The 24,901-nt window shown below is 73.1% G+C and carries 27 protein-coding genes; 15 read left to right on the top strand and 12 right to left on the bottom strand.

Going from position 1 to position 24,901, the window contains the following annotated elements:
• Positions 1-43: 43 nt before the first annotated feature.
• Positions 44-304, bottom strand: a complete 261-nt coding sequence (locus tag OG310_RS11120) for a UBP-type zinc finger domain-containing protein (RefSeq protein ID WP_329455720.1) — start codon at positions 302-304, stop codon at positions 44-46.
• A 35-nt stretch (positions 305-339) separates the two neighbouring features.
• On the opposite strand from OG310_RS11120, the gene OG310_RS11115 reads away from it, so the two are divergent.
• Positions 340-1,941 (top strand): Na+/H+ antiporter, encoded by a 1,602-nt coding sequence (locus OG310_RS11115; protein WP_329455719.1) that lies wholly within the window; start codon positions 340-342, stop codon positions 1,939-1,941.
• 36 nt (positions 1,942-1,977) lie between these two features.
• Here the strand turns inward: OG310_RS11115 and OG310_RS11110 are convergent, their stop codons facing one another.
• Positions 1,978-2,940: a 1-aminocyclopropane-1-carboxylate deaminase/D-cysteine desulfhydrase gene (locus OG310_RS11110; protein ID WP_329455718.1), complete on the bottom strand. Its 963-nt coding sequence runs from the start codon at positions 2,938-2,940 to the stop codon at positions 1,978-1,980.
• A gap of 243 nt (positions 2,941-3,183) precedes the next feature.
• Between OG310_RS11110 and OG310_RS11105 the strand changes: the two genes are divergently transcribed.
• The 3 genes from OG310_RS11105 to OG310_RS11095 all read left to right on the top strand — a co-directional run bounded on the left by OG310_RS11105 (position 3,184) and on the right by OG310_RS11095 (position 6,824).
• The gene (locus OG310_RS11105; RefSeq protein WP_329455717.1) at positions 3,184-4,590 is read left to right on the top strand and encodes a family 2B encapsulin nanocompartment shell protein; all 1,407 of its coding nucleotides are present in this window, start codon (positions 3,184-3,186) and stop codon (positions 4,588-4,590) included.
• 277 nt (positions 4,591-4,867) lie between these two features.
• Complete coding sequence (locus OG310_RS11100; protein ID WP_329455716.1) at positions 4,868-5,914, top strand: family 2 encapsulin nanocompartment cargo protein polyprenyl transferase; 1,047 nt, start codon at positions 4,868-4,870, stop codon at positions 5,912-5,914.
• A 490-nt stretch (positions 5,915-6,404) separates the two neighbouring features.
• Positions 6,405-6,824 carry a DUF6304 family protein gene (locus tag OG310_RS11095; protein ID WP_329455715.1) on the top strand — a complete coding sequence of 140 codons (420 nt, stop codon included), beginning with the start codon at positions 6,405-6,407 and terminating at the stop codon, positions 6,822-6,824.
• A gap of 360 nt (positions 6,825-7,184) precedes the next feature.
• Here the strand turns inward: OG310_RS11095 and OG310_RS11090 are convergent, their stop codons facing one another.
• On the bottom strand, positions 7,185-7,820 hold the full coding sequence (locus OG310_RS11090; RefSeq protein WP_329455714.1) for a hypothetical protein: 636 nt from the start codon (positions 7,818-7,820) through the stop codon (positions 7,185-7,187).
• Between the two features lie 150 nt (positions 7,821-7,970).
• Between OG310_RS11090 and OG310_RS11085 the strand changes: the two genes are divergently transcribed.
• Genes OG310_RS11085 through OG310_RS11075 form a run of 3 tightly spaced genes read left to right on the top strand, consistent with a single transcriptional unit; the run spans position 7,971 to position 9,490 of the window.
• Positions 7,971-8,393: a RidA family protein gene (locus tag OG310_RS11085; RefSeq protein WP_329455713.1), complete on the top strand. Its 423-nt coding sequence runs from the start codon at positions 7,971-7,973 to the stop codon at positions 8,391-8,393.
• A 33-nt stretch (positions 8,394-8,426) separates the two neighbouring features.
• Positions 8,427-9,203: a MerR family transcriptional regulator gene (locus OG310_RS11080; RefSeq protein ID WP_329455712.1), complete on the top strand. Its 777-nt coding sequence runs from the start codon at positions 8,427-8,429 to the stop codon at positions 9,201-9,203.
• The gene (locus OG310_RS11075; protein ID WP_329455711.1) at positions 9,200-9,490 is read left to right on the top strand and encodes a hypothetical protein; all 291 of its coding nucleotides are present in this window, start codon (positions 9,200-9,202) and stop codon (positions 9,488-9,490) included. Before OG310_RS11080 ends, OG310_RS11075 begins: the two co-directional genes overlap by 4 nt.
• A 52-nt stretch (positions 9,491-9,542) precedes the next feature.
• On the opposite strand, the gene OG310_RS11070 is transcribed toward OG310_RS11075, so the two are convergent.
• Complete coding sequence (locus OG310_RS11070) at positions 9,543-10,532, bottom strand: helix-turn-helix transcriptional regulator (protein ID WP_329455710.1); 990 nt, start codon at positions 10,530-10,532, stop codon at positions 9,543-9,545.
• 275 nt (positions 10,533-10,807) lie between these two features.
• Between OG310_RS11070 and OG310_RS11065 the strand changes: the two genes are divergently transcribed.
• On the top strand, positions 10,808-11,557 hold the full coding sequence (locus OG310_RS11065) for an SDR family oxidoreductase (protein WP_329455709.1): 750 nt from the start codon (positions 10,808-10,810) through the stop codon (positions 11,555-11,557).
• A gap of 121 nt (positions 11,558-11,678) precedes the next feature.
• Here OG310_RS11065 and OG310_RS11060 read toward each other — a convergent pair whose 3' ends face one another.
• Together OG310_RS11060 and sodN are read right to left on the bottom strand one after the other, a co-directional pair.
• Complete coding sequence (locus tag OG310_RS11060) at positions 11,679-12,461, bottom strand: SAM-dependent methyltransferase (protein WP_329455708.1); 783 nt, start codon at positions 12,459-12,461, stop codon at positions 11,679-11,681.
• Between the two features lie 329 nt (positions 12,462-12,790).
• A complete protein-coding gene (sodN, locus tag OG310_RS11055) occupies positions 12,791-13,186 on the bottom strand; it encodes a superoxide dismutase, Ni (protein ID WP_235797362.1) in 396 nt (131 codons plus the stop codon).
• Positions 13,187-13,334: 148 nt separating this feature from the next.
• Between sodN and sodX the strand changes: the two genes are divergently transcribed.
• Positions 13,335-13,763 carry a nickel-type superoxide dismutase maturation protease gene (gene sodX, locus OG310_RS11050; protein ID WP_329455707.1) on the top strand — a complete coding sequence of 143 codons (429 nt, stop codon included), beginning with the start codon at positions 13,335-13,337 and terminating at the stop codon, positions 13,761-13,763.
• Here the strand turns inward: sodX and OG310_RS11045 are convergent.
• Complete coding sequence (locus tag OG310_RS11045) at positions 13,667-14,296, bottom strand: CGNR zinc finger domain-containing protein (protein WP_329455706.1); 630 nt, start codon at positions 14,294-14,296, stop codon at positions 13,667-13,669. The genes sodX and OG310_RS11045 overlap by 97 nt on opposite strands.
• A gap of 103 nt (positions 14,297-14,399) precedes the next feature.
• Here OG310_RS11045 and OG310_RS11040 point away from each other — a divergent pair, with 103 nt between their 5' ends.
• Entirely contained in the window at positions 14,400-15,170 is a 771-nt protein-coding gene (locus OG310_RS11040; RefSeq protein WP_329455705.1) for a class I SAM-dependent methyltransferase, read from the top strand.
• Positions 15,171-15,255: 85 nt separating this feature from the next.
• On the opposite strand, the gene OG310_RS11035 is transcribed toward OG310_RS11040, so the two are convergent.
• The 3 genes from OG310_RS11035 to OG310_RS11025 all read right to left on the bottom strand — a co-directional run bounded on the left by OG310_RS11035 (position 15,256) and on the right by OG310_RS11025 (position 18,034).
• Positions 15,256-16,017, bottom strand: coding sequence for an amino acid ABC transporter ATP-binding protein (locus OG310_RS11035; RefSeq protein ID WP_329455704.1), 762 nt, complete (start codon positions 16,015-16,017; stop codon positions 15,256-15,258).
• The gene (locus OG310_RS11030; protein ID WP_329455703.1) at positions 16,014-16,955 is read right to left on the bottom strand and encodes an amino acid ABC transporter permease; all 942 of its coding nucleotides are present in this window, start codon (positions 16,953-16,955) and stop codon (positions 16,014-16,016) included. The genes OG310_RS11035 and OG310_RS11030 overlap by 4 nt, the downstream gene beginning before the upstream one ends.
• 128 nt (positions 16,956-17,083) lie before the next feature.
• Positions 17,084-18,034, bottom strand: coding sequence for an ABC transporter substrate-binding protein (locus OG310_RS11025; protein ID WP_329455702.1), 951 nt, complete (start codon positions 18,032-18,034; stop codon positions 17,084-17,086).
• 411 nt (positions 18,035-18,445) lie between these two features.
• On the opposite strand from OG310_RS11025, the gene OG310_RS11020 reads away from it, so the two are divergent.
• Complete coding sequence (locus OG310_RS11020; RefSeq protein WP_329455701.1) at positions 18,446-19,657, top strand: NAD(P)-dependent malic enzyme; 1,212 nt, start codon at positions 18,446-18,448, stop codon at positions 19,655-19,657.
• Between the two features lie 91 nt (positions 19,658-19,748).
• Here OG310_RS11020 and OG310_RS11015 read toward each other — a convergent pair whose 3' ends face one another.
• Complete coding sequence (locus OG310_RS11015; protein ID WP_329455700.1) at positions 19,749-20,648, bottom strand: bifunctional helix-turn-helix transcriptional regulator/GNAT family N-acetyltransferase; 900 nt, start codon at positions 20,646-20,648, stop codon at positions 19,749-19,751.
• A gap of 258 nt (positions 20,649-20,906) precedes the next feature.
• On the opposite strand from OG310_RS11015, the gene OG310_RS11010 reads away from it, so the two are divergent.
• The 4 genes from OG310_RS11010 to OG310_RS10995 all read left to right on the top strand — a co-directional run bounded on the left by OG310_RS11010 (position 20,907) and on the right by OG310_RS10995 (position 23,506).
• Complete coding sequence (locus tag OG310_RS11010; protein ID WP_329455699.1) at positions 20,907-21,869, top strand: zinc-binding dehydrogenase; 963 nt, start codon at positions 20,907-20,909, stop codon at positions 21,867-21,869.
• A 137-nt stretch (positions 21,870-22,006) separates the two neighbouring features.
• Positions 22,007-22,216 carry an HTH domain-containing protein gene (locus OG310_RS11005; protein ID WP_329455698.1) on the top strand — a complete coding sequence of 70 codons (210 nt, stop codon included), beginning with the start codon at positions 22,007-22,009 and terminating at the stop codon, positions 22,214-22,216.
• Complete coding sequence (locus tag OG310_RS11000) at positions 22,216-22,782, top strand: Clp protease N-terminal domain-containing protein (RefSeq protein WP_329455697.1); 567 nt, start codon at positions 22,216-22,218, stop codon at positions 22,780-22,782. The genes OG310_RS11005 and OG310_RS11000 overlap by 1 nt, the downstream gene beginning before the upstream one ends.
• 61 nt (positions 22,783-22,843) lie before the next feature.
• Complete coding sequence (locus tag OG310_RS10995) at positions 22,844-23,506, top strand: hypothetical protein (RefSeq protein WP_329455696.1); 663 nt, start codon at positions 22,844-22,846, stop codon at positions 23,504-23,506.
• Positions 23,507-23,830: 324 nt separating this feature from the next.
• Here OG310_RS10995 and OG310_RS10990 read toward each other — a convergent pair whose 3' ends face one another.
• On the bottom strand, positions 23,831-24,901 hold the full coding sequence (locus OG310_RS10990; protein WP_329455695.1) for a PadR family transcriptional regulator: 1,071 nt from the start codon (positions 24,899-24,901) through the stop codon (positions 23,831-23,833).

The raw sequence follows: 24,901 nt of genomic DNA, 5'->3' as shown, positions 1-24,901 counted from the left end.
GGCGTGCCCGCACGCCCGGGGGGATCGCGCGGGGGGCGCGCCGTCAGACGACCGACACGTCGGCATAGCACCACCTCCACCTCTCACCGGGCTCGAAGGACCGCATCACCGCGTGCCCCGTCTCCTTGAAGTGCCGGGTCGCGTGCTGGTGCGGGGAGGAGTCGCAGCACGCGACGAGACCGCACACCAGACACATCCGCAGCTGAACCGGGTGACTGCCCGCCCTCAGGCAGTCCTGGCAGGTCTCGGTCAGCGGGGCGGGCTCGGGGCGCGGCAGTTCCCTGACGTGGGTGCACTCACTCATGATGGCCAGGTTACGACGGGTGTTGAGGAGTCGGGATGGACGTATTGCCGCTGGTCGCGCTCGTGGCCGGGAGCGCGGCGATCGCGGGGGCGGCACGCAGGACCTCGGTGCCGGCGCCGCTGCTGCTGGTGGCCGCGGGCCTGATCGCCGCGTATCTGCCGGGGGTGCCGGACTACACGCTGCACCCGCAGGTCGTTCTGCCGCTCGTCCTGCCCCCGCTGCTGTACACGTCCGCCGTCGACGCCTCGTACCTCGACCTGCGCGCCAACGCCCGCCCCGTCGCACTGCTGTCCGTCGGGTACGTCCTGTTCGCGACCCTCGCCGTCGGGTACCTGGCCTACCTGCTCGTCCCCGACCTGCCCCTGACCGCCGCGCTGGTGCTCGGCGCGGTGGTGGCGCCGCCGGACGCGGTCGCGGCCACCGCGATCGCCCGCAAGCTGGGGCTCCCGCACCGGATCACCACGATCCTGCAGGGGGAGTCGCTGGTCAACGACGCGACGGCGATCACCGCCTACAAGGTGGCCCTCGGCGCGGCGGTCGGCACCGGGGCCAGCTGGGGCGGCGGGATGCGGGAGTTCCTGCTCGCGTCCGGAGGCGGCGTCCTCGTCGGTCTGGTGCTGATGGTGCCGCTGCACTGGCTGCGCACCCACCTGCGCGAGGCGCTGCTCCAGAACACGCTGTCGCTGCTCATCCCGTTCGTCGCCTACGCCCTGGCCGAACAGTTCGGCGCCTCGGGTGTCCTCGCGGTCGTCGTCGTCGCGCTGTACCTCGGACACCACAACACCCAGGTCGACTTCGCGACCCGGCTGCAGGAGCACGCGGTCTGGAAGATGGTCGCCTTCGTCCTGGAGTCGGCGGTGTTCGCGCTGATCGGGCTCCAGGTGCCGTTCGTCCTGCGCGGGCTCGGACAGTACGGCGTCGGCGAGGCGTGCCTGTACGCGACTGGGGTCTTCGCCGCCGTCGTCCTCGCGCGGTTCGTCTGGGTCTATCCGGCGACGTTCCTGCCGCGCCTGCTGTCCGAGCGCATCAGACGCCGTGAACCCGACACCGACTGGCGGGCGCCGGTGATCGTCGGGTGGGCGGGGATGCGCGGCGTGGTCTCGATGGCGATCGCGTTCTCCATCCCGCTGCGGGTGCACGACGGCAGCCCGTTCCCCGGCCGCAACCTGGTGCTGTTCCTGACCTTCACCACCGTGATCGGCACGCTCGTGATCCAGGGCCTCACACTGCCGCCGCTGATCCGCCTGCTGCGCCTGCCCCCACGCGACGTGCAGGCGGAGACCCTCGCCGAGGCGCAGGCCCAGAGCGAGGCGTCGCGGGCCGCGGAGCAGCGCCTGAACGAGTTGCTGGCCGACGAGCGCAACGCGCTGCCCCAGCCCCTCGCCGACCGGCTGCGTACGGTCCTGGAGCGGCGCAGGAACTCCGTCTGGGAGCGCCTCGGAGGTGTCAACGAGGCGACGGGCGAGTCGGCCGACGCCACGTACACCCGGCTGTCCCGCACCGTCATCGAGATCGAGCGGTCGGTCTTCGTCGAACTCCGCGACCAGCGCAGCATCGACGACGAGATGATGCGGACCCTGCTGCGCCGGCTGGACCTGGAGGAGGCGGCGGCCTACCGGGAGGGAGGCGCGGACTGAGGCCCGCCCCGCGCCGCCCGGCCCGGGGCGCCGTGATCACGGCGCCGGGTCGGGCGGCCCCGTGATCACGGCCGCGACGGAGGTGCCCGGCGCGAACTCGCCCGCCGCCGCCATGGCGGTCAGCCCGTACAGCATCTTGGCGACGTAGACGCCCTCGGGCCGCAGCCCGTGCTCGCGCTCGAAGCCGTCGGCGAACGCGGCCAGCTCCGGGCCGGTGCGCGCGAAGCCGCCGCCGTGGAAGCGGTCGTCCACGCACCAGTCCCCCAACGGTCCGCCGAACGCGGCGCGCTGGAGCCCGGCCACCTCCGCACTGAGGAAGCCGCCCCGCAGGACGGCGATGCCGAGCGCCCGCTGGTCCGGGCCGAGACCCGCGGCGAGTCCCGCGAGCGTGCCGCCCGTGCCGCAGGCGACCGCGACCACGTCGGCCGCGCCCCGCAACTCCTCGCCGAGGCCCGCGCAGCCGCGCACGGCGGCCGCGTTGCTGCCGCCCTCCGGGATCACGTACGCCGAGCCGGGCGCGCGTCCCGAGCCCGCGAGGGCCTCCTCCACGAGGGCGGCCAGCACGTCCGGCTCGGCCTTGCGCCGGTAGGCCGCACGGTCCACGAAGCGCAGCCGCATCCCGTCCGCGGCGCAGCGGGCGAGCGACGGGTTCAGCGGCCGGTGCGCCAGTTCGTCACCGCGGACGACGCCGACCGTGGCGAGGCCGAGCAGACGGCCCGCGGCGGCGGTGGCGCGCAGGTGGTTGGAGTGCGCGCCACCGAACGTCACCAGGGTGTCCGCGCCCGCCGCACGGGCCGCGGACAGGTTCGGTGCGAGCTTGCGCCACTTGTTGCCCGGTACTTCGGGGTGGATCAGGTCGTCGCGCTTGAGTAGAAGACGTACGCCAGATGCGGCGAAGTGTCTGTCCGCCAGGGGCTGGAGGGGGGAGGGCAGGCGGGGGCGCAGCGCTTGCGGGAGGGGGCCGGGGGCGGACCCGTCGGTCGGTGTCACACCCCGCATTGTGCGCCGCGGGCCCGGTGCCGCGGCGGCGGACCGGGCCCGGGGCCTCGGCCGGGACTCGCGCACGGGCCCTTGAGGGCGGTGCCGCACCCGGCCGGGCGGGAGGGCGCCGGGGAGCCGGTGCGCCCCGTGCTTCCCGCCTGGCGCACGGTTCACTCCCACTCTTTTGTGTAGTGGTGCGACCACCCACCGTGCTGAAACGCTTTGCCCCGCAGGTCGGTACATGATCGAAGGGGAGTCTTCATGTCGGTTGCTGATGAGGTCCGTACGGAGCAGTCGCAGCCCCAGCAGAGTCTGGGTACGGCCGCCGCGCGGAACCTGGCGACCACCACCAAGTCGGTCCCGCAGATGCAGGAGATCACCTCCCGGTGGCTCCTGCGGATGCTGCCGTGGGTGCAGGTGCAGGGCGGTGCCTACCGGGTGAACCGCAGGCTGAGCTACTCGGTGGGGGACGGGCGGATCACCTTCGTCCAGACCGGGGACCGGGTCTCGGTCATCCCGGCGGAGCTGGGCGAGCTGCCCGCGCTGCGCCACTACGAGGACGAGGAGGCTCTCACAGAGCTGGCCAACCGGTGCGAGCAGCACGAGTTCCAGGCGGGCGAGGCCCTGGTCACCCAGGGCGAGTCCGCGGACCGGGTGTTCCTGCTCGCGCACGGCCGAGTCGAGAAGATGGGGCAGGGGCCGTACGGGGAAGAGGCCGTCCTCGAAGTCCTCGCCGACGGCGCCTACTTCGGTGACCACGCCCTTCTCGACGGGGACGCCACGTGGGAGTGGACGGCGCGCGCCGCCACCACCTGCACGGCACTGGTGCTCACCCGCCGTGATGTGCTGAACCTCGCCGAGCGGGCCGACTCCCTGGGCGCACACCTGCGGGCACAGGTCGCGCTGCCGCACCAGCGGACCAACAAGTACGGCGAGGCCGAGATCGACCTGTCGGCCGGCCACGTCGGCGAGGCCGTCGTGCCGCACACCTTCGTGGACTACGAGGGCGCGCCCCGCGAGTACGAACTGAGCGTCGCGCAGACCGTCCTGAAGGTCCACAGCCGCGTCGCCGACCTGTACAACCAGCCGATGAACCAGACCGAGCAGCAGTTGCGGCTGACGGTCGAGGCGCTGCGCGAGCGCCAGGAGTTCGAGCTGGTCAACAACCGCGAGTTCGGGCTGCTGCACAACTGCGACTACGAGCAGCGGCTCCAGCCGCACGACGGGGTGCCCAGCCCGGACGACATGGACGAACTGCTCTCCCGCAGGCGCGGATCGAAGCTGTTCCTCGCCCACCCGAAGGCGATCGCCGCGTTCGGCCGCGAGTGCAACCGGCGCGGGCTCGTGCCGGAGAGCGTGGAGGTCGCGGGCCACCACGTGCCCGCCTGGCGCGGTGTGCCGATCTTCCCGTCGAACAAGATCCCGATCTCGGACGCGCGGACGACCTCGATCATCTGCATGCGTACCGGTGAGCAGGAACAAGGCGTCATCGGCCTCCAGCAGGCCGGTATCCCGGACGAGATCGAGCCGAGCCTGTCGGTGCGCTTCATGGGCATCGACGAGCAGGCGATCATCTCGTACCTCGTCACGGCCTACTACTCGGCGGCCGTCCTCGTGCCGGACGCGCTCGGCGTCCTGGAGAACGTGGAGGTCAGCCGCTGGCGGTGAGGCGACCGTCACGGGGCGGGCCGGCTGCTTCGCAGGAGCCCTGCGGCCGGCCCGCCCCGGCGCACCGCGGCCGTCCGGTACGGCCCACTCGCCGCGTCATTCCCCAGTGTGGCCCACCGGCCCCAGCATCCTCCGGTGTGGCCCACCGGCCCCGGCATCCTCCGGTCCGGCCGACCCCTGCGGGCTTTCTCCGGCAGGGCCCACCCGGGCCCCGCCCCGGCTCCGTCCTCAGCGCCCGTGGCGCCGCCTGCGCGCACGCACAAGGAAAGCAGCACCCATGACCATGACCAGCCAGGACGCGGCGACGGGCGGCCACGAGGCGGTGGCGCTCCTGGAGCGGGCCCGCGACGTGGTCGGCCCCGAACTGCGTTCCGCCGTCGCGTCGTTGCCCGAACCGATACGTCGTGTCGCCCGGTACCACTTCGGCTGGGAGGACGAGCACGGCAGACCCGCCCGAGGAGGCGGCGGCAAGGTCATCAGGCCCGCCCTCGTCCTCGCCGCCACCCGCGCGCTCGGCGCCGATCCGCTCGGCGCGGTGTGCCCCGCCGTGGCGGTGGAGCTCACCCACAACTTCACCCTGCTCCACGACGACGTCATCGACGAGGACCCGACCCGCCGCCACCGGCCCACCGCCTGGGCGGTCTTCGGCGTTCCCGACGCGATCATCACCGGCGACGCGATGATGTCCCTCGCGGCCAGGCTGCTCGCCCAGGACCGGCACCCGGCGTCCGCCGCCGCCGTTGCCCGCCTCTCGGACTGCGTGATCGAACTGTGCGCGGGCCAGCAGACCGACTGTGCCTTCGAGGACCGCGCGCCCGACGCGGTCACGGTGGACGAGGTGCTGGCGATGGCGACCGCCAAGACCGGTGCGCTGCTGGGCAGTTCCTGCGCCCTCGGTGCCCTGTACGCGGGCGCGGACGACGGCGCGGTGGCGGCGCTCGACGCGTTCGGCCGGGAGGCCGGACTCGCCTTCCAGCTGATCGACGACCTGATCGGGATCTGGGGGGACCCCGAGCGCACCGGGAAGCCGGCCGGCGCGGACCTCGCGGCCCACAAGAAGTCCCTCCCCGTCGTCGCCGCCCTCGCCTCCGGTACCGAGGCGGCCGAGGAACTGGCCGAGCTGTACCGGCACCCGATGGACGCGGACGCGGTCCGCCGGGCCACGTCGGCGGTCGAGCGCGCGGGCGGGCGCGAATGGGCCCAGATCCAGGCCGCCGACCGGATGGCACGCGCGGTGCACGAACTGTCCACCGCCGTACCGGACCTGTCCGCGGCGGGCGACCTGCTCGCCCTCGCCGAGTTCGTCACACGCCGCACGCTCTGAGGCCCCTCCCGGCGCGGGCCCGGCCCCAACGTGACTCCTCGGAAGTGCTGTTGACGGTGGCCCCACCCCGTGAGGCATCGGCTCCGAGGATGGGCTCCGCCGACGGCGGGTGCCCCTCCGGCGGTCCCCCGGCACACCCGCGCGGGCCGGAGGTGACAGGGCGGCGGTGCCGCCCGGGCGGCGGTGTCAGCCCGTACAGCCGCCGCCCGCAGGGCTGTTGACCGGCTCGCCGGCCGCGTGAAGTGGCCCACACCGGTTTCGGGAGCGGCTCGTTGCGGGGCCACGATGCGGTGTGTTCCCGGTGCCGGTGTCCTCGCGACCGCCCGGCCGACCGCCCGGGGACCCGCCCTGCGGCCACCGTCCCCGGGCCGTCCGGGACCCGGCGTCCGCCGGTCCCGGTGGGCGGCTTCGGCCCGCCGGCGGTGCCGCCGCCGCGTCGATCGGTGCCCCGACCGGCCGGGGAAGATCCATTGCCGCTACAGTCCGCGCCATGACAGCGGAGTCGAGCGACACATGGGCGGGTTGGTACAGGGACCGCCAAGGCGCGGAAGCGATCACTTTTCTCTCCGGCGGTGGGCACGTGCGCACCGAGGTACGGGGAGTCGCGTACCAGGGTGCGGATTTCGCGACCCTGGGGCCGGTGGGCGGCGGACCGGATCTCGCCGCGTGCGTCATGGAGTGGGACATGCCCTTGCGTGTCCTGGCTTCGGGAAATCCCCAACAGGCCACTCTGAGCTGTCTTCTGACGCTCGGTGACAAGGGACCGGAGCTGTCACTCACACTGCACTGGGGCGGTACGTCCTATGCGTCGGGCATCGCGGGAGGCGGCTTCGAGGAGGCCCTCGTCCGCATCGGGCACCAGCTCCCGGCGGACACCGAACTGGCCGACCGCTCCCTGGTGGGTGCCTGACGGCCCACTCCCGAGGGCACACTGCTGACGTGTTCTGACGCACCGTCATGACGAGGACGCGTGACGCGCCCGTCCCACTCCCGTCGGGTGTGGGACACGGGCTTCCCGCGGCCGGCCACCCGACGGGCGCGCGAGGTGCGAGTCGTCCTTACGCCCCGTCACGTGCCGAGGCCGTGGCCCGTGGCCCGTGGCCCGCGGAAAAGATCCCGGAACGCGGTGAGTCGTCCCTACGCCCCGCTACGGGCTGAGTCGTGGCCCTCGGCCGGGAAAAGGCCCAGGAACGCCCCGGAAAAGGCCGTCGTGTCCGTGAACGGCGCCTCGCGACGCCCTCGGAGCCCGGCCGACGCGCCCGCACCGGGATCACAGGAGACCGGAGGGGCCGTCGTCGTAGACCACGTACGCCTCTTCGACGTCCATCGCGCGCAGCCCGGCATCGGCCAGCCCGCCGAGCAGCCCCTCCAGCCGTAGCCGGGCGCTCTGACGGCCCACCTCCCGCACGCACTGCACCAGCACCCGGTCCTGCGCGCCCCGCGTGGGGATCGTCCGCGCCTGACGTGAAAGGCGCGCCGAGTGCCGGCCCGCCACGGCGGAGAGCCGCCGGGTGTCGTACGGGATGGGCAGCCGCACGGTCACCCGCTGCGCGAACCAGCGGGGCGGTGAGGTGGCGGCCTCGTCGTCCGTCTGCGGCACGCCGTCGTTCCACGGTGCCGCCTCGATGCGGGTCCGCACGACCCGGAAGCCGTCCGCGGCGAGCCGCTGCGCCCACTGCGCCGCGATGGCGTGCTGCCCGGGAAGATCCCCGGCGCTCTCCCGCACCACGGTCGGCCGTCCCGGCGTGCGCCCCCGGTCGAGCACACCGCCCTCGACGTCGAACCCCCACTGCCGGGCCCACCCGGCCACCTCCCGGGCGCGCCCCACTCCGACGGTGAGACGCAGCCGGAAGTCCCCGACGACCTGTCCGCCGACCCGGCGGGCGGAGAAGGAACTGATGTCCATGGCGCAAAGTACCAAGCCCACCCGCCCCGGGGTGTCACGTCGGGGTGACTGTGCGGAAAACCCGTGGCGCACGGCTGACGGAACCCTCCACGATGACCCGGGTTCGGCTCCGGGCAGCCCTCCGTCCGGACCTTCACGAGAGGGGGCGCCGTGGCGCACCGCACCGTCGTACCCGGGCTGTTCCCGCCGCCCGGATACGCCCACACCGCCGTCGTCGGGGGCGGGCGCCGGCTGGTGTTCCTGGCGGGCGCCATGCCGCTCGACGCGCAGGGGCGACTCGTGGGGGAGGGGGACTTCGCGGCGCAGACGCGGCAGGTCCTCGTCAACATGGAGGCGGCGCTCGGCGCCGCGGGCTGCGGGCCCGCCGACGTCGTGACGACCAGTGTGTACGTCGTGTCGGCGCGGCCGGACGACCTGGGACGGGTGTGGGAGGTCGTGCTCGGCAGCGGGCTCAGCCTCGGGCCGCACACGTCGACGCTGCTCGGCGTCGCCTGCCTCGGACTGCCCGGGCAGCTGGTGGAGATCACCGCGGTGGCGGAGGCGCCGGAGGACCCCGTCGCGCCGGGGGCTTGAACCCGACGTGGCGTGAGGATGCACCGTGGACGTATGACGACACCCTCACCCACGTGGAAGGTGGGTCCGCTGGCCGAGGCCTGCGGACTCACCGTCCGTACGCTGCACCACTGGGACAGCATCGGGCTGCTCAGCCCCTCCCGCCGCACCGCGGGCGGCCACCGGGAGTACACCGGGGACGATGTCGCCCGGCTCTACCAGGTGCTGGCGCTGCGGGGCCTCGGCCTCGGACTCGACACCGTCGCCCTGTGCCTGGACCGCGGTGTCGATCCCGTACGGCTGGTGGGCGACCATCTCGCGCACGTCGAGGCGTCCCTGGCCGAACTGGAACTGCTGCGTGGCCGGCTCGTCCGGCTGGCGGCCGAGCTGGACACGGCGGACGGGCCGTCGCCCGGGGCGCTGTTCGACGCGCTCGCCGCCGTGCGCGGCGCGGGGCGCGAGGGCGAGCGGGCCTTGAGCGGCCGGCTGGATCCCGGTCAGCTCGACGTGCTGCGGGACCGTGCGCAGGCGCTCGGACCGGCCGCGCACTACCTGCTGGAGATCGAGTGGCCCGAGCTGTACCGGCGGGCGGAGCGGCTGCGCAGGGACGGGGTCACTCCGGCGGACGCACGCGTGCGCCGGATCGTGGCCCGCATGGACGAGCTGAGTGCGCTGTTCAGCGGGGGCGACCCGGCCATCGGCGCCGGGGTACGCGCCGCCTGGCGGGCGGACCCGGCCGCCCTGTCCGGGGATCCCGGCGCTCCCGCCGAGGCCTACCGCGCCCTCGCCGGCTATCTCGACCGCGCCCGCGCGGCGGGGGCGGACGCGTGAGCCGCCGGGAGCGGTGGCGGGCCGCCGTACTCCGGGCCGGGCCGCTGCTGCCCGTGCTCGCCCTGTACGCGGCGCTGGCGGGCTGGGGTGTGGTGCCGCCGGGCGCGCTGCCCGCGCTCGGTGTGGCGCTCGTGGTGCGGGTGGGGTTCGCCTATGTCACCGCGCCCGCCCGCGCACCGGGGACGGGCCGCTGCGCGGAGGTCGGCGAGCGGGACTCGCGGCACGGGACTGAGGGCCGGGGTACGTCCTGCCACCTGCGTCGGCGGACGGTGACGGGCTGCCGGTGACAGGCGGCCGGCGACCGGTGAGGACGGCCGCCACCCCTGCCGGGTCCGGTCCTCAGCGCACGGGATCGGGCCTGCCGCGTGTGCCGATCGGGTCGGCGGGGCGCGGGGCGTCGGTACCGGCCGGCGGCGCGGTGTCCGGGGGCGTCGCGCCGGCCGTCAGGCGGGCCACCGCCGCCGCGTCGGGGGTGCCCGGCCGCGCGGTACCCACCAGGAGGTGCTGTCCGGGAGTGCTCTGCACGTCGAACGCCTGGTAGGTGAGGGAGAACCGGCCCGCCACGGGATGCTCGAACCTCTTGGTCCTCGTGCCCAGGCGCGCCACCTTGTGCTGCTCCCACAGTTGCGCGAACTCCGGGCTGTCGTCGAGCAGTTCGGCGACGAGTGCGGCCAGTGCCCGATCGCCGGGCGCCTGCCCCGCCGCCAGCCGCAGCACCGCGACCGAGTCGCTCACGACGTCGTGCCAGTCGACGTACAGGGAGCGGGTGGCCGGGTCGTGGAAGAGGGCGTGGAGCATGTTGCGGCCGATGGTCAGGGGCGCGCAGAGGGCCGCCGCGGGGGCGTTCCAGGCGAGCAGGTCGAGCCGGCTGTTGATGATGTACGCGGCGGCGGTGGGGAATCCGTCCATCAGCTGGAGCAGCGCGGGGTCGACCGGCTCCCCGGCCTCGGCCCGTACACCGGGAGCGGCCGTCCGCGCCGGAACCGGAGCCGCCGCGCCCTGAGCCGCCGTATGCGGGCCGGCCAGGTCCCGGGGCGCCGCCGGCTGCGGCCTCGGCAGCAGCCCCGCGAGCCGGTACGCGTGCCAGCGGGCGTCCGTCCCCAGCCGCAGCGCGTCCGCGATGGCGTCCACGACCTGACCCGAAGGGCTGCGCTCCCGTCCCTGTTCGAGCCGCGTGTAGTAGTCGGCGCTCACCCCGGCGAGCACCGCGACCTCCTCACGCCGCAGCCCCGCCACCCGGCGCGCGCCGGACACCGGCAGGCCGACGTCGCCGGGCCCGACGCGGGAGCGTCGCGCGCGCAGGAATTCGCCCAGTGTGCTGCCGTCCATCGTCACAGCGTACGTCCGCGGCTCCGCGGGCCACCGGTCCCAGGAGCGCCGCACCCAGGAAGACACGTCCTGGCACGCGGTGGGCGACGGGCGCAGGATCAGAAGCGCGACCACGGGCGGACCGGCCGCGGCATCCGTCGCGGGGCGCCCGTCGCGCACCGGGCATCGACCGCGCGCAGTGGGCCCGTAGCCGCCCCCGCGGGTGCGGGCACGCGACTTCGGCACGCGCACCTCCCGCACCACCCGCACCTCCCGCACCACCGTGAAGGCAGGCAATGAACACCACCGGCTCCCCGTACACCGTCCCGTCCCTGGTCGCCCTCGTCACCGGCGCGAGCGGCGGCATCGGCGAGGCCACCGCCCGCCGTCTCGCGGCGGCCGGTCACCGGGTGGTCCTCGGTGCCCGCCGCACCGAGCGGATCGCCGCCGTGGCCGAGAGCATCGTGGCGGACGGCGGCACGGCCGACCACCACCCCCTCGACGTGACCGATCCCGCGAGCATGCGGGCCTTCGTCGACGCGGCCCGTGACCGCCATGGCCGCGTCGACGTGCTCGTCAACAACGCCGGTCTGATGGCCCTGGGGCCACTCGACGCCCTGCTGGTCGACGAGTGGGACCGGATGATCGACGTCAATGTCCGCGGTGTCCTGCACGGCATCGCCGCGGTGCTGCCGCTGATGCGGGAACAGGGCCACGGGCACATCGTCACCGTCGCGTCCGTCTCCGGCCTGCGGGTGGACCCGACGGCCGCCGTCTACAGCGCCACCAAGTTCGCCGTACGGGCGATCTCCGAAGGGCTGCGCCAGGAGAGCCGCGAGGTGCGGGTCACCGTCGTCAGCCCCGGCTTCACCCGCACCGATCTGGCCGAGGGCAGCAGCCAGCCGGCCGCGCGCGAGGCGGTGCGGGCCGGGATGGAGATCGCGATCCCCGCGGAGGCCATCGCCGACGCGATCGTGTACGCGGTGGGACAGCCGCCGGCGGTGGATGTCAACGAGGTGGTCGTCCGGCCCACGCTGCAGGGCTGAACCGCCTGCGGGCGCTCGCACGCGGGGGCGCGCACGCCGCCCGGATGGTCGACTGCGGCGGATGTGCGGGCGCACCGGACACACGGGCGAGGCGGGAGCCCGCGCTCGGTGGACGCCCGCGTCATGCCAGGCGGGCCACGCCCGCGTACAGGCCGATGTCCGCGGCCGCCGGGCCCGGCTCGTCGCGGTACCACTGGGACACGGTGACGAGGCCGGGCTCCACGATCCGCAGGCCGTCGAAGAACCGCGCGCACGACGCCCGGTCGCGGGGCGTCAGGTGGACGCCGCCGCTCGCGTACGCCGCAACGACGGCCCGCGCGCTCTCCATGTACAGGTCCGACGCGGCGTGCGTCAGGGTCAGGAAGCTGCCCGGCGGCAGTCCGGCCACCAGGGCGGCGACCAGCGCGTGCGGGTCGGCGTCGTCCGGCAGGAAGTGCAGCAGCCCGATGACGGACAGGGCGACGGGGCGGGTGAAGTCCAGGGTGGCGCGGGCGTGTTCGAGGATGGCGGCGGGATCGCGCAGATCGGCCTGCAGGTAGTCCGTCGCGCCGTCCGGGTGGCTCACGAGCAGCGCCTCGGCGTACCGCAGGATGATCCGGTTGTTGTCGGTGTAGAGCACGCGGGCGGCCGGATTGACGCCCTGGACCACCTGGTGGAGGTTCGGCTCGGCCGGAAAGCCCGTCCCGATGTCCAGGAACTGGTCGACCCCCTGGCGGGCCAGCCAGCCACTGGCGCGGTGCATGAACTCCCGGTTGTGCCGGGCCCCTTCGCGGGTGAGCGGCGGCAGCCGGTCGCCGATCTCGCGGTCGGCGCGGTAGTGCTCGTGGCCGCCGAGGAGGTAGTCGTACACCCCGGCGGTGCGCGGTCTGGTGCTGTCGATCGCCGCGTGCGGCATGGCCGTCATGGAATGTGACCCTATGTCAGCCTCGAACGCCCGCGCGAGGTGTTGCGCCATACTTTCCGGCACTTTCGGGTGGCACGTGCCGACATGAGGACGACGCGGGACGGTCCGGCGACCCGCGCGTGAACCCCGGGCGGCCCCGGCGGGGTGTCCGCACGCACTCGCGGGGGCGGCGCGACCGGGCGGGTGCGGGCCTGTGCCCGCCACGCGCCCGCCGGAAAACGCCGCACCCGGACCGCTGTGGCGCGCCGTGTACGGCGGCCTGCGGGCCGGGTGCGGAGAAAAGACCAGGCGACCGATGCGAATCGCAGGTCAAGCGGCATGATCGAAGATCACGCCTTCTTGGTCTCCCAGAAGATCTTGTCGATCTGGGCGATGTAGTCCAGGGCCTTCTGGCCGGTGGCCGGGTCCTTGGAGCCCTTGGCGGCCGAGAGGGCCTTGAGGGTGTCGTTGACGAGCTGGTGCAGCTCCGGGTACTTCTCGAAGTGCGGCGGCTTGAAGTAGTCGCTCCACAGCACCGAGACGTGGTGCTTGGCGAGCTCGGCGCGCTGCTCCTTGATGACCGTGGCGCGCGCCTGGAAGTGGGCGTCGTCGTTGCCGGCCATCTTCTCCTGGACGGCCTTGACGGACTCCGCCTCGATACGGGCCTGAGCGGGGTCGTAGACGCCGCAGGGGAGGTCGCAGTGGGCGCTGACCTTCACCTTGGGGGCAAACAGGCGGGAGAGCATGAGCTGTCCTTCCTCGTGATCGTCTTCTCTGGTGCGACATTACTCTGTAAGAAGCCCGATTTCGCGAGTGCCCCCTGGGGCTTAGGACAAAAGTCCGGCATCAGAATCGGACCGATGACGGAGCGCAGGAGTGAGCGGGAGGTGCCGGATGACGCAACAGGGGCGTGACCCACGGGAGGCGAGGGTGCCGCTGGGCATCGCCGAGGTGACGGGTCCGTCCATGTATCCGACGCTCAAACACGGCGACCAGCTCCTCGTTCAGTACAAGGCGCCGGTGAAGACCGGTGATGTGGCCGTGCTGAAGCATCCGCTCCAGCAGGATCTGCTCATCGTCAAGCGACTGGTCGAACGGCGTGACGGCGGCTGGTGGGTGCTCGGGGACAACCCCGCCGCCGAGGGCGACAGCCGGCTGTTCGGCACGGTGCCCGACGAACTGCTGCTGGCCCGGGTCCTCGGCCGCTACCGGCCGCGCGGCGAGGCTCACCGTTCGATCGGCGCCACCGTCTCCTGGCTGGCCTCGGCACTGCGTCCGGTGCTCGCGGACCGCTCCGTCTCCAGGCGCTTGCGGGCCCGGTAGGCCGCCACGTTGGCCCGGGTGGCGCACCGGTCGGAGCAGTAGCGGCGGGAGCGGTTGGTCGACGTGTCGAGGTAGGCGTTGCGGCAGGGCGCCGCCTCGCACAGGCCGAGCCGGTCGACGCCGTACCCGGTGAGATGGAAGGCGAGGCCCATCGCGGCCGTCGCCGCGTAGGCGGCGGTGGCGTTCGACGTGTGCTCCGCGAGGTGCATGTGCCAGTCGGGCCGGCCCTCGTCGTTGAGGGTGTCGTGCCCGGACACCTTGGGGCTGACGGGGAAGTCCAGCAGCAGCGCGTTGAGCAGGTCCACGGCCAGCGTCTCGTCGCTCTCGTCGGCCGCCGTGAAGACGGCGCGCAGCCGCGCCCGTACGGACCGCAGGCGGGTGACGTCCGCGTCCGTGGCCCTGCGCGCCACCTGGGACGCCGTGCCGAACAGGGTCCGTACGGCCTCGACCGAGGTGAGCGTGTCGGTGCCACGCAAAGGCTCCTCGGTGTTGACGAGGCGCACCGCGTAGTCCGAGTAAGAGGCCAGATCCACTTGTAGTCCTTACGGCGGCGGTCTAGGGTTCTGCACGTCGGGGAGTAATAGGTGTTTCCCCGAACAGACTATTACATGCGTCGGTGCGAGGTGGAGGGTTTCCATGCTGGAAGTACGGGAAACGGGAAGCGGTACCGACTGGCGGGCCTGGCAGCGGAGCTGGGACCGCCAGCAGGAGTGGTTCATGCCCGACCGGGAGGACCGCTTCCGGGTCATGCTCGACATGGTCGAAGCCCTGACCGGGTCCGCGCCGCGCGTGCTGGACCTCGCCTGCGGCACCGGAAGCATCACCGCCCGGCTGCTGGAGAGGTTCCCCGGGGCCACCAGTACGGGCGTCGACCTCGACCCCGCGCTGCTGGCCATCGCGCGCGGCACCTTCGCGGGCGACGCGCGGGTCTCGTTCGTCGCCGCCGACCTCACGGACCCCGACTGGACGAGCGCGCTGCCGTACACCGAGTACGACGCGGTGCTCACCGCGACCGCCCTGCACTGGCTGCACGCCGAACCGCTCGCCGAGCTGTACGGGCGGATCGCCGGTCTCACCCGCGAGGGCGGCGTCTTCGCCAACGCGGACCACATGGCTCACGAGGACACCCCCCGCATCGACGCGGCGGAGCGCGCCCACCGGCACGCCCGGATGGACCGGGAGAAGAAGGACGGCGCCCTCGACTGGGCCGCCTGGTGGGAGACCGCGGCCGCCGACCCGGCGCTCGCGGAGGCGACCGCCGAACGGTTCCGGATCTACGGCAGCCACGCCGACGGCGGGACGCCCCCGCTCCAGTGGCACGTGGCGGCGCTGCGCGCGGCCGGATTCGGCGAGGCGCGCGCGGTGTGGGCCTCCCCGGCGGACACGGTCGTCCTCGCGCTCAAGTGACGCACGGCGGCACATGAGCGCGGCGAGGGGTACGCGGACGGCGGTGTGCGCCGTACCCGTACCCCTCGTGCGCGTCAGGGCCGCCTCACAGAACCTTGGACAGGAACGCCTTCGTGCGTTCGTGCCGCGGCTTCGTCAGGACCTCCCGCGGGTGGCCCGACTCCACGACCACGCCGTCGTCCATGAACACCAGCGCGTCCCCGACCTCGCGGGCGAAGCCCATCTCGTGGGTGACGACGATCATCGTCATGCCGTCGGACGCCAGGTCGCGCATCACGTCCAGGACATCGCCCACGAGCTCCGGGTCGAGCGCCGACGTCGGCTCGTCGAACAGCATCAGCTTCGGCTCCATGGCCAGCGCGCGGGCGATCGCGACGCGCTGCTGCTGGCCGCCGGACAGCTGCGACGGGTAGTTGTCCGACTTGTCGGACAGACCGACCCGGTCCAGCAGCCGCACGGCGTTCGCGCGGGCCGTGGCCCTGCTCTGCCGCCTGACCCGGACGGGCGCCTCCATGACGTTCTCGATGGCCGTCATGTGGGGGAACAGGTTGAAGCGCTGGAACACCATGCCGATGTCGCGGCGCTTGAGTGCCACCTCGCTGTCGCGCAGCTCGTACAGCTTGTCGCCGTGCTGCCGGTAGCCGACCAGCTCGCCGTCGACGTACAGCCGGCCGGCGTTGATCTTCTCCAGGTGGTTGATGCAGCGCAGGAACGTCGACTTGCCCGAGCCGGACGGACCGACCAGGCAGAACACCTCCTGCGGCGCGACCTCCAGGTCGATGCCCTTGAGCACCTCCACGGCGCCGAAGGACTTGTGCACGCCCTGGGCCCTCACCATCGCGGTCATGCGGCACCTCCTCCGGCACGGTTGCTCAGCGAGAGCATGTTCGCCCTGACCTTCTGCCAGGGCGTCGGCGGCAGCGCCCGGCTCGACCCGCGCGCGTAGTACCGCTCCAGGTAGAACTGGCCGACGCTGAAGACCGTCGTCAGGATCAGGTACCAGGCCGCCGCCAGGAACAGCATCTCCGCCGCGGCGCCCGAGGTCTGCCCGATGTCCTGCGCGACCCGCAGCAGCTCCGAGTACTGCACCGCGGAGACCAGCGAGGTCGTCTTCAGCATGTTGATGACCTCGTTGCCCGTAGGCGGCACGATCACCCGCATCGCCTGCGGGATGACGATCCGCCGCAGGGTCTTGCCGTGGCTCATGCCGAGCGCCTGGGACGCCTCCGTCTGGCCCTCGTCCACCGAGAGCAGACCGGCGCGGCAGATCTCCGCCATGTACGCGGCCTCGTTGAGGCCGAGGCCGAGCAGGGCCGTCAGGAACGGCGTCATGAACGACGACCAGTAGTCCTTGTAGATCGGTCCGAGGTTGATGTACTCGAAGACCAGGCCCAGGTTGAACCAGACCAGCAGTTGCACGTAGACCGGCGTACCCCGGAAGAACCAGATGTAGAACCACGAGATGGCCGAGGTCACCGGGTTCTTCGACAGGCGCATCACGGAGAGGATGACGCCGAGCACGACGCCCATCACCATCGCGAGCACCGTCAGGAGCAGGGTCTTGCCGACGCCGCCGAGCACGCGCGAGTCGAAGAAGAAGTCGGGGATCGCACCCCAGTTCACCTTGCCCTGCGAGAAGGCGTAGATGATCAGGACGAGTACGGCGACGGCGATCACGCCGGAGACGTACCGCCCGTAGTGCTTCACCGGGATGGCGCGGATGGCCTCCGGTGGTGCGGGCACGGCGTCGGCGGGTTCCGCCTTGTTGTTGATGTCGACACTCACAGGTCTTCTCTGCCTCTCGGTCCTCTCGGCCCTCGGTCCCCCCTCGGTCCGCGGCGCCCCGGCGCGTACGCCCCCGCCCCCGGGGTGGCCGGGGACGCGGAGCGGGCGGGGCGCCCGTCCACCGCGGGTCAGCTGCCGGCGTTGATCGCCGCCGAGGTGACGGCGCCGCTGTCGGCACCCCACTTCTGGAGGATCTTCTGGTATTCGCCGTTCTTGATGATCGCGTCCAGGGCCTGCTGGAGCGCCTGGGTCAGCTGGGTGTCGCCCTTCGTCACCGCGATGCCGTACGGCGCCGCCTCGACGGTCTTGCCGACCAGCTGGAAGTCGTTGCCGCCGCCGGAGGTCTTCACCGCGTAGGCGGCGATCGGGGAGTCCGACGAACCGGCGTCCGCGCCACCGCTCTTGAGGCGGACCTGCGCCTGCTGGTCGGTGTCGAACGACTCGATCTTGACCTTCTTGCCGGCCGGGCACTTCTTCGCCTCGGACTTGGAGAGGTCCTCGGAGACGGTGCCGCGCTCCACCACGATGGTCTTGCCGCAGAGGTCGTTCCAGCCGCTGATGCCCTGGGTCTTGCCCTTCTGCGTGTAGATCGAGACGCCCGCGCTGTAGTAGTCGACGAAGTCGACGCCGGCGCCGACCTTCTTGCCGTCCTCGACGCCGTTCTGCCGGTCCTTGGTGTCCGTCATCGCCGACATGATCATGTCGTAGCGCTTGGCGCGCAGGCCGGTCACCAGCGAGTCGAAGGTGCCGTTCTCGAACTCCACCCTCACGCCGAGCTGCTTGCCGATGGCCGCGCCGATGTCCGGGTCCATGCCCGCCGTCTTGCCCGACTTGTCGGTGAATTCGACCGGTGCGTACGCGATGTCGGATCCGACCTTGAGAACGCCCTGGTCCTTGATCTGCTGCGGCAGCTTGTCGTGCAGGGAGGGCGCGGCGCTCGTGCTGGCGGCACCGCTGCTCCCGCTGTCCTTCTTCGTCTGGTCGCCGCAGCCGGTCAGGACGAGGGCGCCCGCGACCGCGAGCGCGCCGACAGCGGCGACCCGGGACCTCACGGCGATGGTGCGAGGGGTGGTACTCATGTTCGGGTCCTCCGAGATGGGTCACCGTGTTGGGACGGCAAAGGGGTGGCTGCCAGGTGGACGTGCACGCGTCTTCGGGTGTCGCGACCGTGTGTGATTACGGCATCCTGCCATTTGGACAGGCGGCTACAGGCCGCCGGGCATGTCAAAATCGGATAACGGGTCACCCCCGAACCGACACCCGCCCGCCTCGCGCGGCGGGGCTCCCTTCCGGGACGCCTCCTGCCGGCCGGAGAATCTCCGGCTGCCCACGCCGTGGTCAGGCGCGCGTGGCGACGCCACCCGTCGGGTATGAATGACTTTTCCCCCACCGGGACTTGAGGACGCGCGTGCGGCGCGTCGAACCACCCCTCGACCAGGGGCGGACTCCCGGCACACCCTCGAACGAACAACCCAAAGGGGACACATCAGATGGCAGCGGAGATCGTCAACCCGCGCAGTGACGCGGAGACGGACACCGAATCCGACGAGCCCTTCGATCCCGTCTTCGCCCTGCACCGGGGCGGCAAGCTGGCCGTGCAGGCCACGGTCCCGGTGCGGGACCGGGACGAACTCTCCCTCGCGTACACCCCCGGGGTTGCGCGCGTGTGCACGGCGATCGCCGAGAATCCCGAGCTGGTGCACGACTACACCTGGAAGTCCCAGGTCGTCGCGGTCGTGACTGACGGTACGGCGGTGCTGGGACTCGGCGACATCGGCCCGGAGGCCTCGCTCCCCGTCATGGAGGGCAAGGCCATCCTGTTCAAGCAGTTCGGCGGCGTCGACGCGGTGCCGATCGCGCTCGCCACCACCGACGCGGACGAGATCGTCGAGACGGTCGTGCGCCTGGCCCCGTCGTTCGGCGGGGTGAATCTGGAGGACATCGCGGCACCCCGCTGCTTCGAGATCGAGCGCAAGCTCCAGGAGCGGCTGGACATCCCGGTCTTCCACGACGACCAGCACGGCACGGCCGTCGTCACGCTCGCCGCGCTGCGCAACGCCGCGAAGCTCACCGGACGCGAGCTCGGCGACCTGCGCGCGGTCATCTCGGGCGCCGGCGCGGCCGGCGTCGCGATCGCCAAGTTCCTGCTGGCGGCGGGGATCGGCGACGTGGCCGTCACGGACCGCAAGGGCGTCGTCAGCACCGACCGAGACGACCTGACGGACGTCAAGCGGGAGATCGCCGGACTGACGAACAAGGCGGGCCTGTCCGGTTCGCTGGAGTCCGCGCTCAAGGGCGCCGACGTGTTCATCGGCGTGTCCGGCGGGACGGTGCCCGAGGCGGCCGTCGCCTCGATGGCGCAGGACGCGTTCGTCTTCGCCATGGCGAACCCGGACCCGGAGGTGCACCCGGATGTCGCCCACCGGTACGCGGCGGTCGTCGCGACCGGGCGCAGCGACTTCCCGAACCAGATCAACAACGTGCTGGCCTTCCCCGGCATCTTCGCCGGAGCGCTCCAGGTGCGGGCGTCCCGGATCACCGAGGGCATGAAGATCGCCGCGGCCGAGGCGCTGGCCGCCGTCGTCGGCGACGACCTGGCCGCCGACTTCGTGATCCCGTCCCCGTTCGACGAGCGGGTGGCCCCCGCGGTGACGGCCGCGGTGGCCGCCGCCGCCCGGCTGGACGGCGTGGCGCGCCGCTAGGGGTTGTCCGCGACCTCGCGCCCGCTCCCGGCGGGCGCGAGGTCGCGGACCCCGGCCGGGCGGAGCCGCCGGGCCGGCAGGCCCGTCGTCCCTACGGTGTCCCCGGGGCCAACCGCTTCTCGAACCAGTGGTCGGCGTAGGGCTCGGCGTTGAAGGCTGTGACCTCGCGGTAGCCGCTCTCGCGGTAGAGGCGGGTGGCTGCTTCGAGGGCTCTGTTGGTGTCGAGCCGGACCCGCCGGCTGCCGTGCAGCGCGGCGCGTTCCTCCAGTTCCGACAGCAGGCGCCGGGCCAGGCCGAGCCCCCGCACGTGGGGGGAGACCCACAGTCGCTTGATCTCCGCGGGCGCTCCGGCCGGCAGCTTGATCCCACCGCAGCCCACCGGCTCGCCGTGCAGTGTGGCGACGAGGAACAGGCCGCCGGGTGGGCGCAGTTCCCCGGGGTCGGGCAGGAGGCTGCGTGCGGGATCGAAGCCGCCCTCGAAGAGTTCCCCCAGTTCGGCGGCGTAGGAGCGCAGGCAGTGCACGGCGTCCGGGTGGCCGGGGTCCCGGGCGGTCAGGGAGACCACCGAGGCGGTCAGCAGGCGCTCGACCTCGGCCATGGCCGAGGTCAGCCTCTCGCGCTTCCGGGCGTCGAGCGGAGCGAGGAGCGACGCGGCGAGTGCGTCGCTGCGGTCGTCGAGGAGAGCTCGCTCCCGCTGCCCGGCCGCGGTCAGCCGCACGGTGCGCACCCTGCGGTCGCGGGGGTGGGCAGCGACGGTGACGAGGCCGTCGCGTTCGAGCGCCCGCAGGAGCCGGCTCACATAGCCGGAATCGAGGTCGAGCCGGTCGCGCACGCCGCGCACATCGTGCGTGCCGCCGTCTCCGATCTCCCAGAGCAGCCGGGCCTGCCCGTAGGGGCGGGCACCGCCCAGATAGTGGTCGTGCAGCACTCCCACGCGTTCGGCGACCGTCCGGTTGAAGCGCCGTACCCGTTCCACCTGCTCCGGTTCCATTCTCTGACCTTAGTCAGGTAAGGAAATCGGGGGCAACCGGGCAGGGTGCGGGAGTGCGGGGGTGCGACGTGACGCGGCCGGCGGGTCCCCGTGCGCGTTCGGACGCCTCGGCGGGGTGCGGCGGATCGGAGTCAGGGGGGCGGAACGTGCCCGGGTGACCGGGCCGACGACGCTGGCCCCGGGGCCGCCCGGGTGCGGGGTGTGTGTCACATCGGCGGTGTGTTCCCCGCCGCGCGGGAGCGCGCCTATCGTCGTGGCATGTTCGCCGTCTACGCAGCACGCATCGACAAGGATCAGCCCCTCAACGGCCTTGAGCTGGGTGAGCGTCCGGAGCCCGCGGCGCGGCCCGGCTGGAGCACCGTCACCGTGAAGGCCGCGTCGCTCAACCACCACGACCTGTGGTCGTTGCGCGGTGTGGGCCTGCCGGCCGACCGCCTGCCGATGATCCTCGGCTGCGACGCCGCGGGCGTCGACGAGGACGGCAACGAGGTCGTCGTCCACTCCGTCATCGGCGAGAGCGGCCACGGCGTCGGGCCGAAGGAACGCCGGTCGATACTCACCGAGGTCTACGACGGGACGTTCGCGGAACGGGTCACCGTACCGACCTGGAACGTGGTGCCGAAACCGAAGGAGCTCAGCTTCGAACAGGCGGCCTGCCTGCCGACCGCGTGGCTCACCGCGTACCGGATGCTGTTCACCAACGCTGGGGTACGGCCCGGGGATTCGGTGCTCGTGCAGGGTGCGGGCGGCGGCGTCGCCACCGCGTGCGTGGTACTCGGCAGCGCGGCCGGGCTGCGGGTGTACGCGACGAGCCGGGACGCGGCGAAGCGGCGGCGGGCCGTCGAACTGGGCGCGGTGGAGGCCTTCGAGCCGGGCGCGCGGCTGCCGCAGCGGGTCGACGCGGTGATCGAGACGGTGGGCGCCGCCACCTGGTCGCACTCCGTCAAGTCGCTCCGGCCCGGCGGCACGGTGGTGATCTCCGGCGCGACGAGCGGCGACCGGCCGGCGAACGCGGAGCTGACCCGGATCTTCTTCCTCGAACTCAAGGTCGTCGGCTCGACCATGGGCTCGCGTGACGAACTGGAGGACCTGCTGTCGTTCTGTGCGACGGCCGGCGTCCGGCCGGTGATCGACGACATCCTGCCGGTGGGCCGGGCGCGCGAGGCGTTCGAGCGGATGGAGGCCGGGAACCTGTTCGGGAAGATCGTCCTGACGATGTGACGATGTGACGGTCTGACGTGAAGGCGGCCCGCGCGGCGCCCGTATGCGCGGCGGCCGTCCGACGCGGGTGGTCGCCCGCACTCCCCGCCTGTCAATGTTGGTTGACGGCCGCGTTCTGTCAACGTACATTGACAGACATGACGGAGGCGACAGACCTGGCCGCCCGAGCGGGTGACCGGGACCCACGGATCGGACTGCGGGCCGTCGCCGCGCTGCGGCGGCTGCTCGAACAACTGGAAGCCGTACAGGTGCGCGGAGCCCGTGGCCAGGGCTGGTCGTGGCAGGAGATCGCGGACGAACTGGGCGTGAGCCGCCAGGCGGCACACAAGAAGCACGGGAGGCAGTGATGTTCGAACGCTTCACCCCGGACGCGCGCCGCGTGGTGGCGGAGGCGACGCGGCACGCGGCGCTCCGGTCGGCGGACACGGTGACCGAGGAACACCTGCTGCTCGCCCTGCTGGATCAGCGCGGTACGGGCGCCGCGGACCTCCTCGCCGTCCTCGGCGTCACCGCCCGGCGCGCGTCGGTCGAACGCGGACTGGGCGAGGCGCACCGGCGCGCGGGCCTGACTCGCGCGGACGCCGAGGCCCTCGCCGGCCTCGGCATCGACGTGGCGGAGATCGTCGGCCGCGTCGAGGCGGCGCACGGGGAGGGCGTGCTCCAGGGCGACGTGACGTCGAAGCGGTGGCGAAGCGGCCACCGCGCGTTCTCCCGTGAGGCGAAGTCGGTCCTCGAACGGTCCCTGCGGATCGCCCTGGCCCACAAGGACAGGACCATCCCCGACGTGTACATCCTGCTGGCGCTGACGGCCCGTCCGGGGGTCGCGGCCGAAGTGCTGGCCGACCACGGCGCGACCCACGGGGCCCTGCAGCAGGCCCTGGCCGAACGCCGGGCGGCGGCCGGAGCGGCCTGACAGGTGGGCCGCGCCCGCGGCGCGGGGGAACGGGACGAGAGAACGAGACGAACGGAGCACCATGCCCGACCGCTTTCTTCACGAGCCCTACTGGTCCCGGATGGATCCCGCCCGGCACCCCTTCGACCGGGAGGCCGCGCCCGACGAGGTGCGGGCGATGTACCTCGCGGTCTCCGAGGCCGAGGCGGAGCAGGGCGCGGAGGCGGACCCCGACGCCTTCCCCCGCGCGGTCGTCGAGCGCTACGGGCACTGGGCAGCGTGGTGGCCCGCCGAGGCGGAGGGCGAGGGGGACAGCGAGGACCAGGGGGCCATCCTGCGGGACCTCCCGCCGGCCGGCACGGACCTGGACGGCCAGGTGCGGCGGTACACCGCCGGACTGCTCCAGTGGCGTGACTGGCTGGAGGAACTGGCCGGCCTCTACGCCGGGTTCGCGCCTCCCGACGGCGCCGACGACGAGGAGGTCAGACGCTGCCGCGAGCGGGGCGTCGCACCCCTGGTGGCGAAGGTCGCGGAGCGCGCGAGGGCCGGGTCCGCCGACACCTGGGTGCACTCCTGTGGGCACCCGCTGGCCTGGTTCCTGGAGTCGACGGGTGTACCGGCGCGGTACGCGGAGGACTTCGCCGACCGGGTACTGGACCGGTACTTCCAGGACTGGGTAGCGCCCGACGAGGTCGCCGTGGCGCGCGTGGCCGCCGCCGTACGGGACTACGTTCCCGGGGAGTGAGGTCCCGGGGGAGTGACACCGCTGCCGCCGGGCGCCGGACCTTCGGCTCCCGGCTCCCGGACAGCGGGGCCGGCGCGCCGGCCGCTGGGCACCGGTCCCTTACGCCGCGTCACGGGCCCCGGTCCCGGCCGCGCGTCTCCACCAGCCCGGCCTGGACCGCCCGGCCCGACGATGTCGTGGCCGCATGCCCGCGTACCTGCGTCATCGCATGCCCGCATGCCCGCATGCCCGCGTACCGGACGATCGACGTCTCGCTCCCGACGCGCGGCCTACCGCCCCCGACCAGCCCCCGGGGTCGCGGCTCCGGTGGTGGGTGCGAGCCCGTCAGGCGCCCGGCTCCTGCCTGCCGCCGGTGTGCAGGAGCGCGGTGACATGGGCCGCCGCCGTGGAGAGGTGGCGGCGGATCTCGCCGAGCTGGGGCGCCGTCACACCCTGGTCGCGGGCCGCGTCGCGCACGTCGTCGCGGAAGCGGTCGAGCAGGCGTTCCAGGTCGCGCTCCGGGTTGTCCGTCGACGGGGTGTCGGCGGCCCACTCGGGGGCGCTGTCCGTGGCCGTGTCCGCCGCCGCTCGCGGCCGGTGCGACGGGCCGGTGCCGGCGGGGCCGGTCGCCTCGTCCGCCGGGTCGTGCCGGTCCGCCGGCTCGTGCGGGACGCCGTGCGAGGGCCAGCCGCCCTTCGCGAGGCCGCCCAACTGGCCGGCGAGCTCCGACAGGCCCTCCCGTACGCCCGTGGGCCAGTCGCCCCGTGCGAAGTGCACCTGCACCTGGTCCTGTACCTGCCGGGCCACCCGCAGGACCTCGTCGCGCGCGAACTCCTGCGCCTCCTTCGCCTGCCGGCGGGCCCGCTGGGCCTCCTCGCGTGCCCTGCGCGACTCGTCCTTCGCCCGGCGCGCCTGTTCCTTCCACTCCTGCTTCGCGCGCCGCATCTCCTCGCGCGTCGTGCGCCACGCCTCCTGCTCGGCGCCCGGTCCGGCGCCGCCGGCGTCCGCCCCGGGAGGCGGCGCGTCGTCACGCGAGGCCTTCGTCGCCGCGCGCATCTCGTTGCGCAGCCGGCCCGCCGCGCCCCGCACGTCCTCGCGGATCTCCGCCGCCAGTTCGGAGACCGACTCGCGGATCTCCAGCTCCAGTTCGGCCAGCTCGCCGCTGCGGCCCGCCAGCTCGGCGCGGCCCGCGTCCGTGATCGAGTAGACCTTGCGGCCGCCCTCGGTGGCGTGCGTGACGAGCCCTTCGGACTCCAGCTTCGCCAGGCGCGGGTAGACGGTGCCGGCCGAGGGCGCGTACAGGCCCTGGAAGCGCTCCTCCAGCAGTCTGATCACCTCGTACCCGTGGCGCGGTGCCTCGTCGAGGAGCTTCAGCAGGTACAGGCGCAGGCGGCCGTGGGCGAAGACGGGCGGCAT

This window comes from Streptomyces sp. NBC_01497 (assembly GCF_036250695.1).
In the GTDB taxonomy this organism is placed as follows: Bacteria; Actinomycetota; Actinomycetes; order Streptomycetales; family Streptomycetaceae; genus Streptomyces.
Note: the sequence above shows the minus strand (reverse complement) of the source record. Positions and strands in the feature narration are given on the sequence as shown.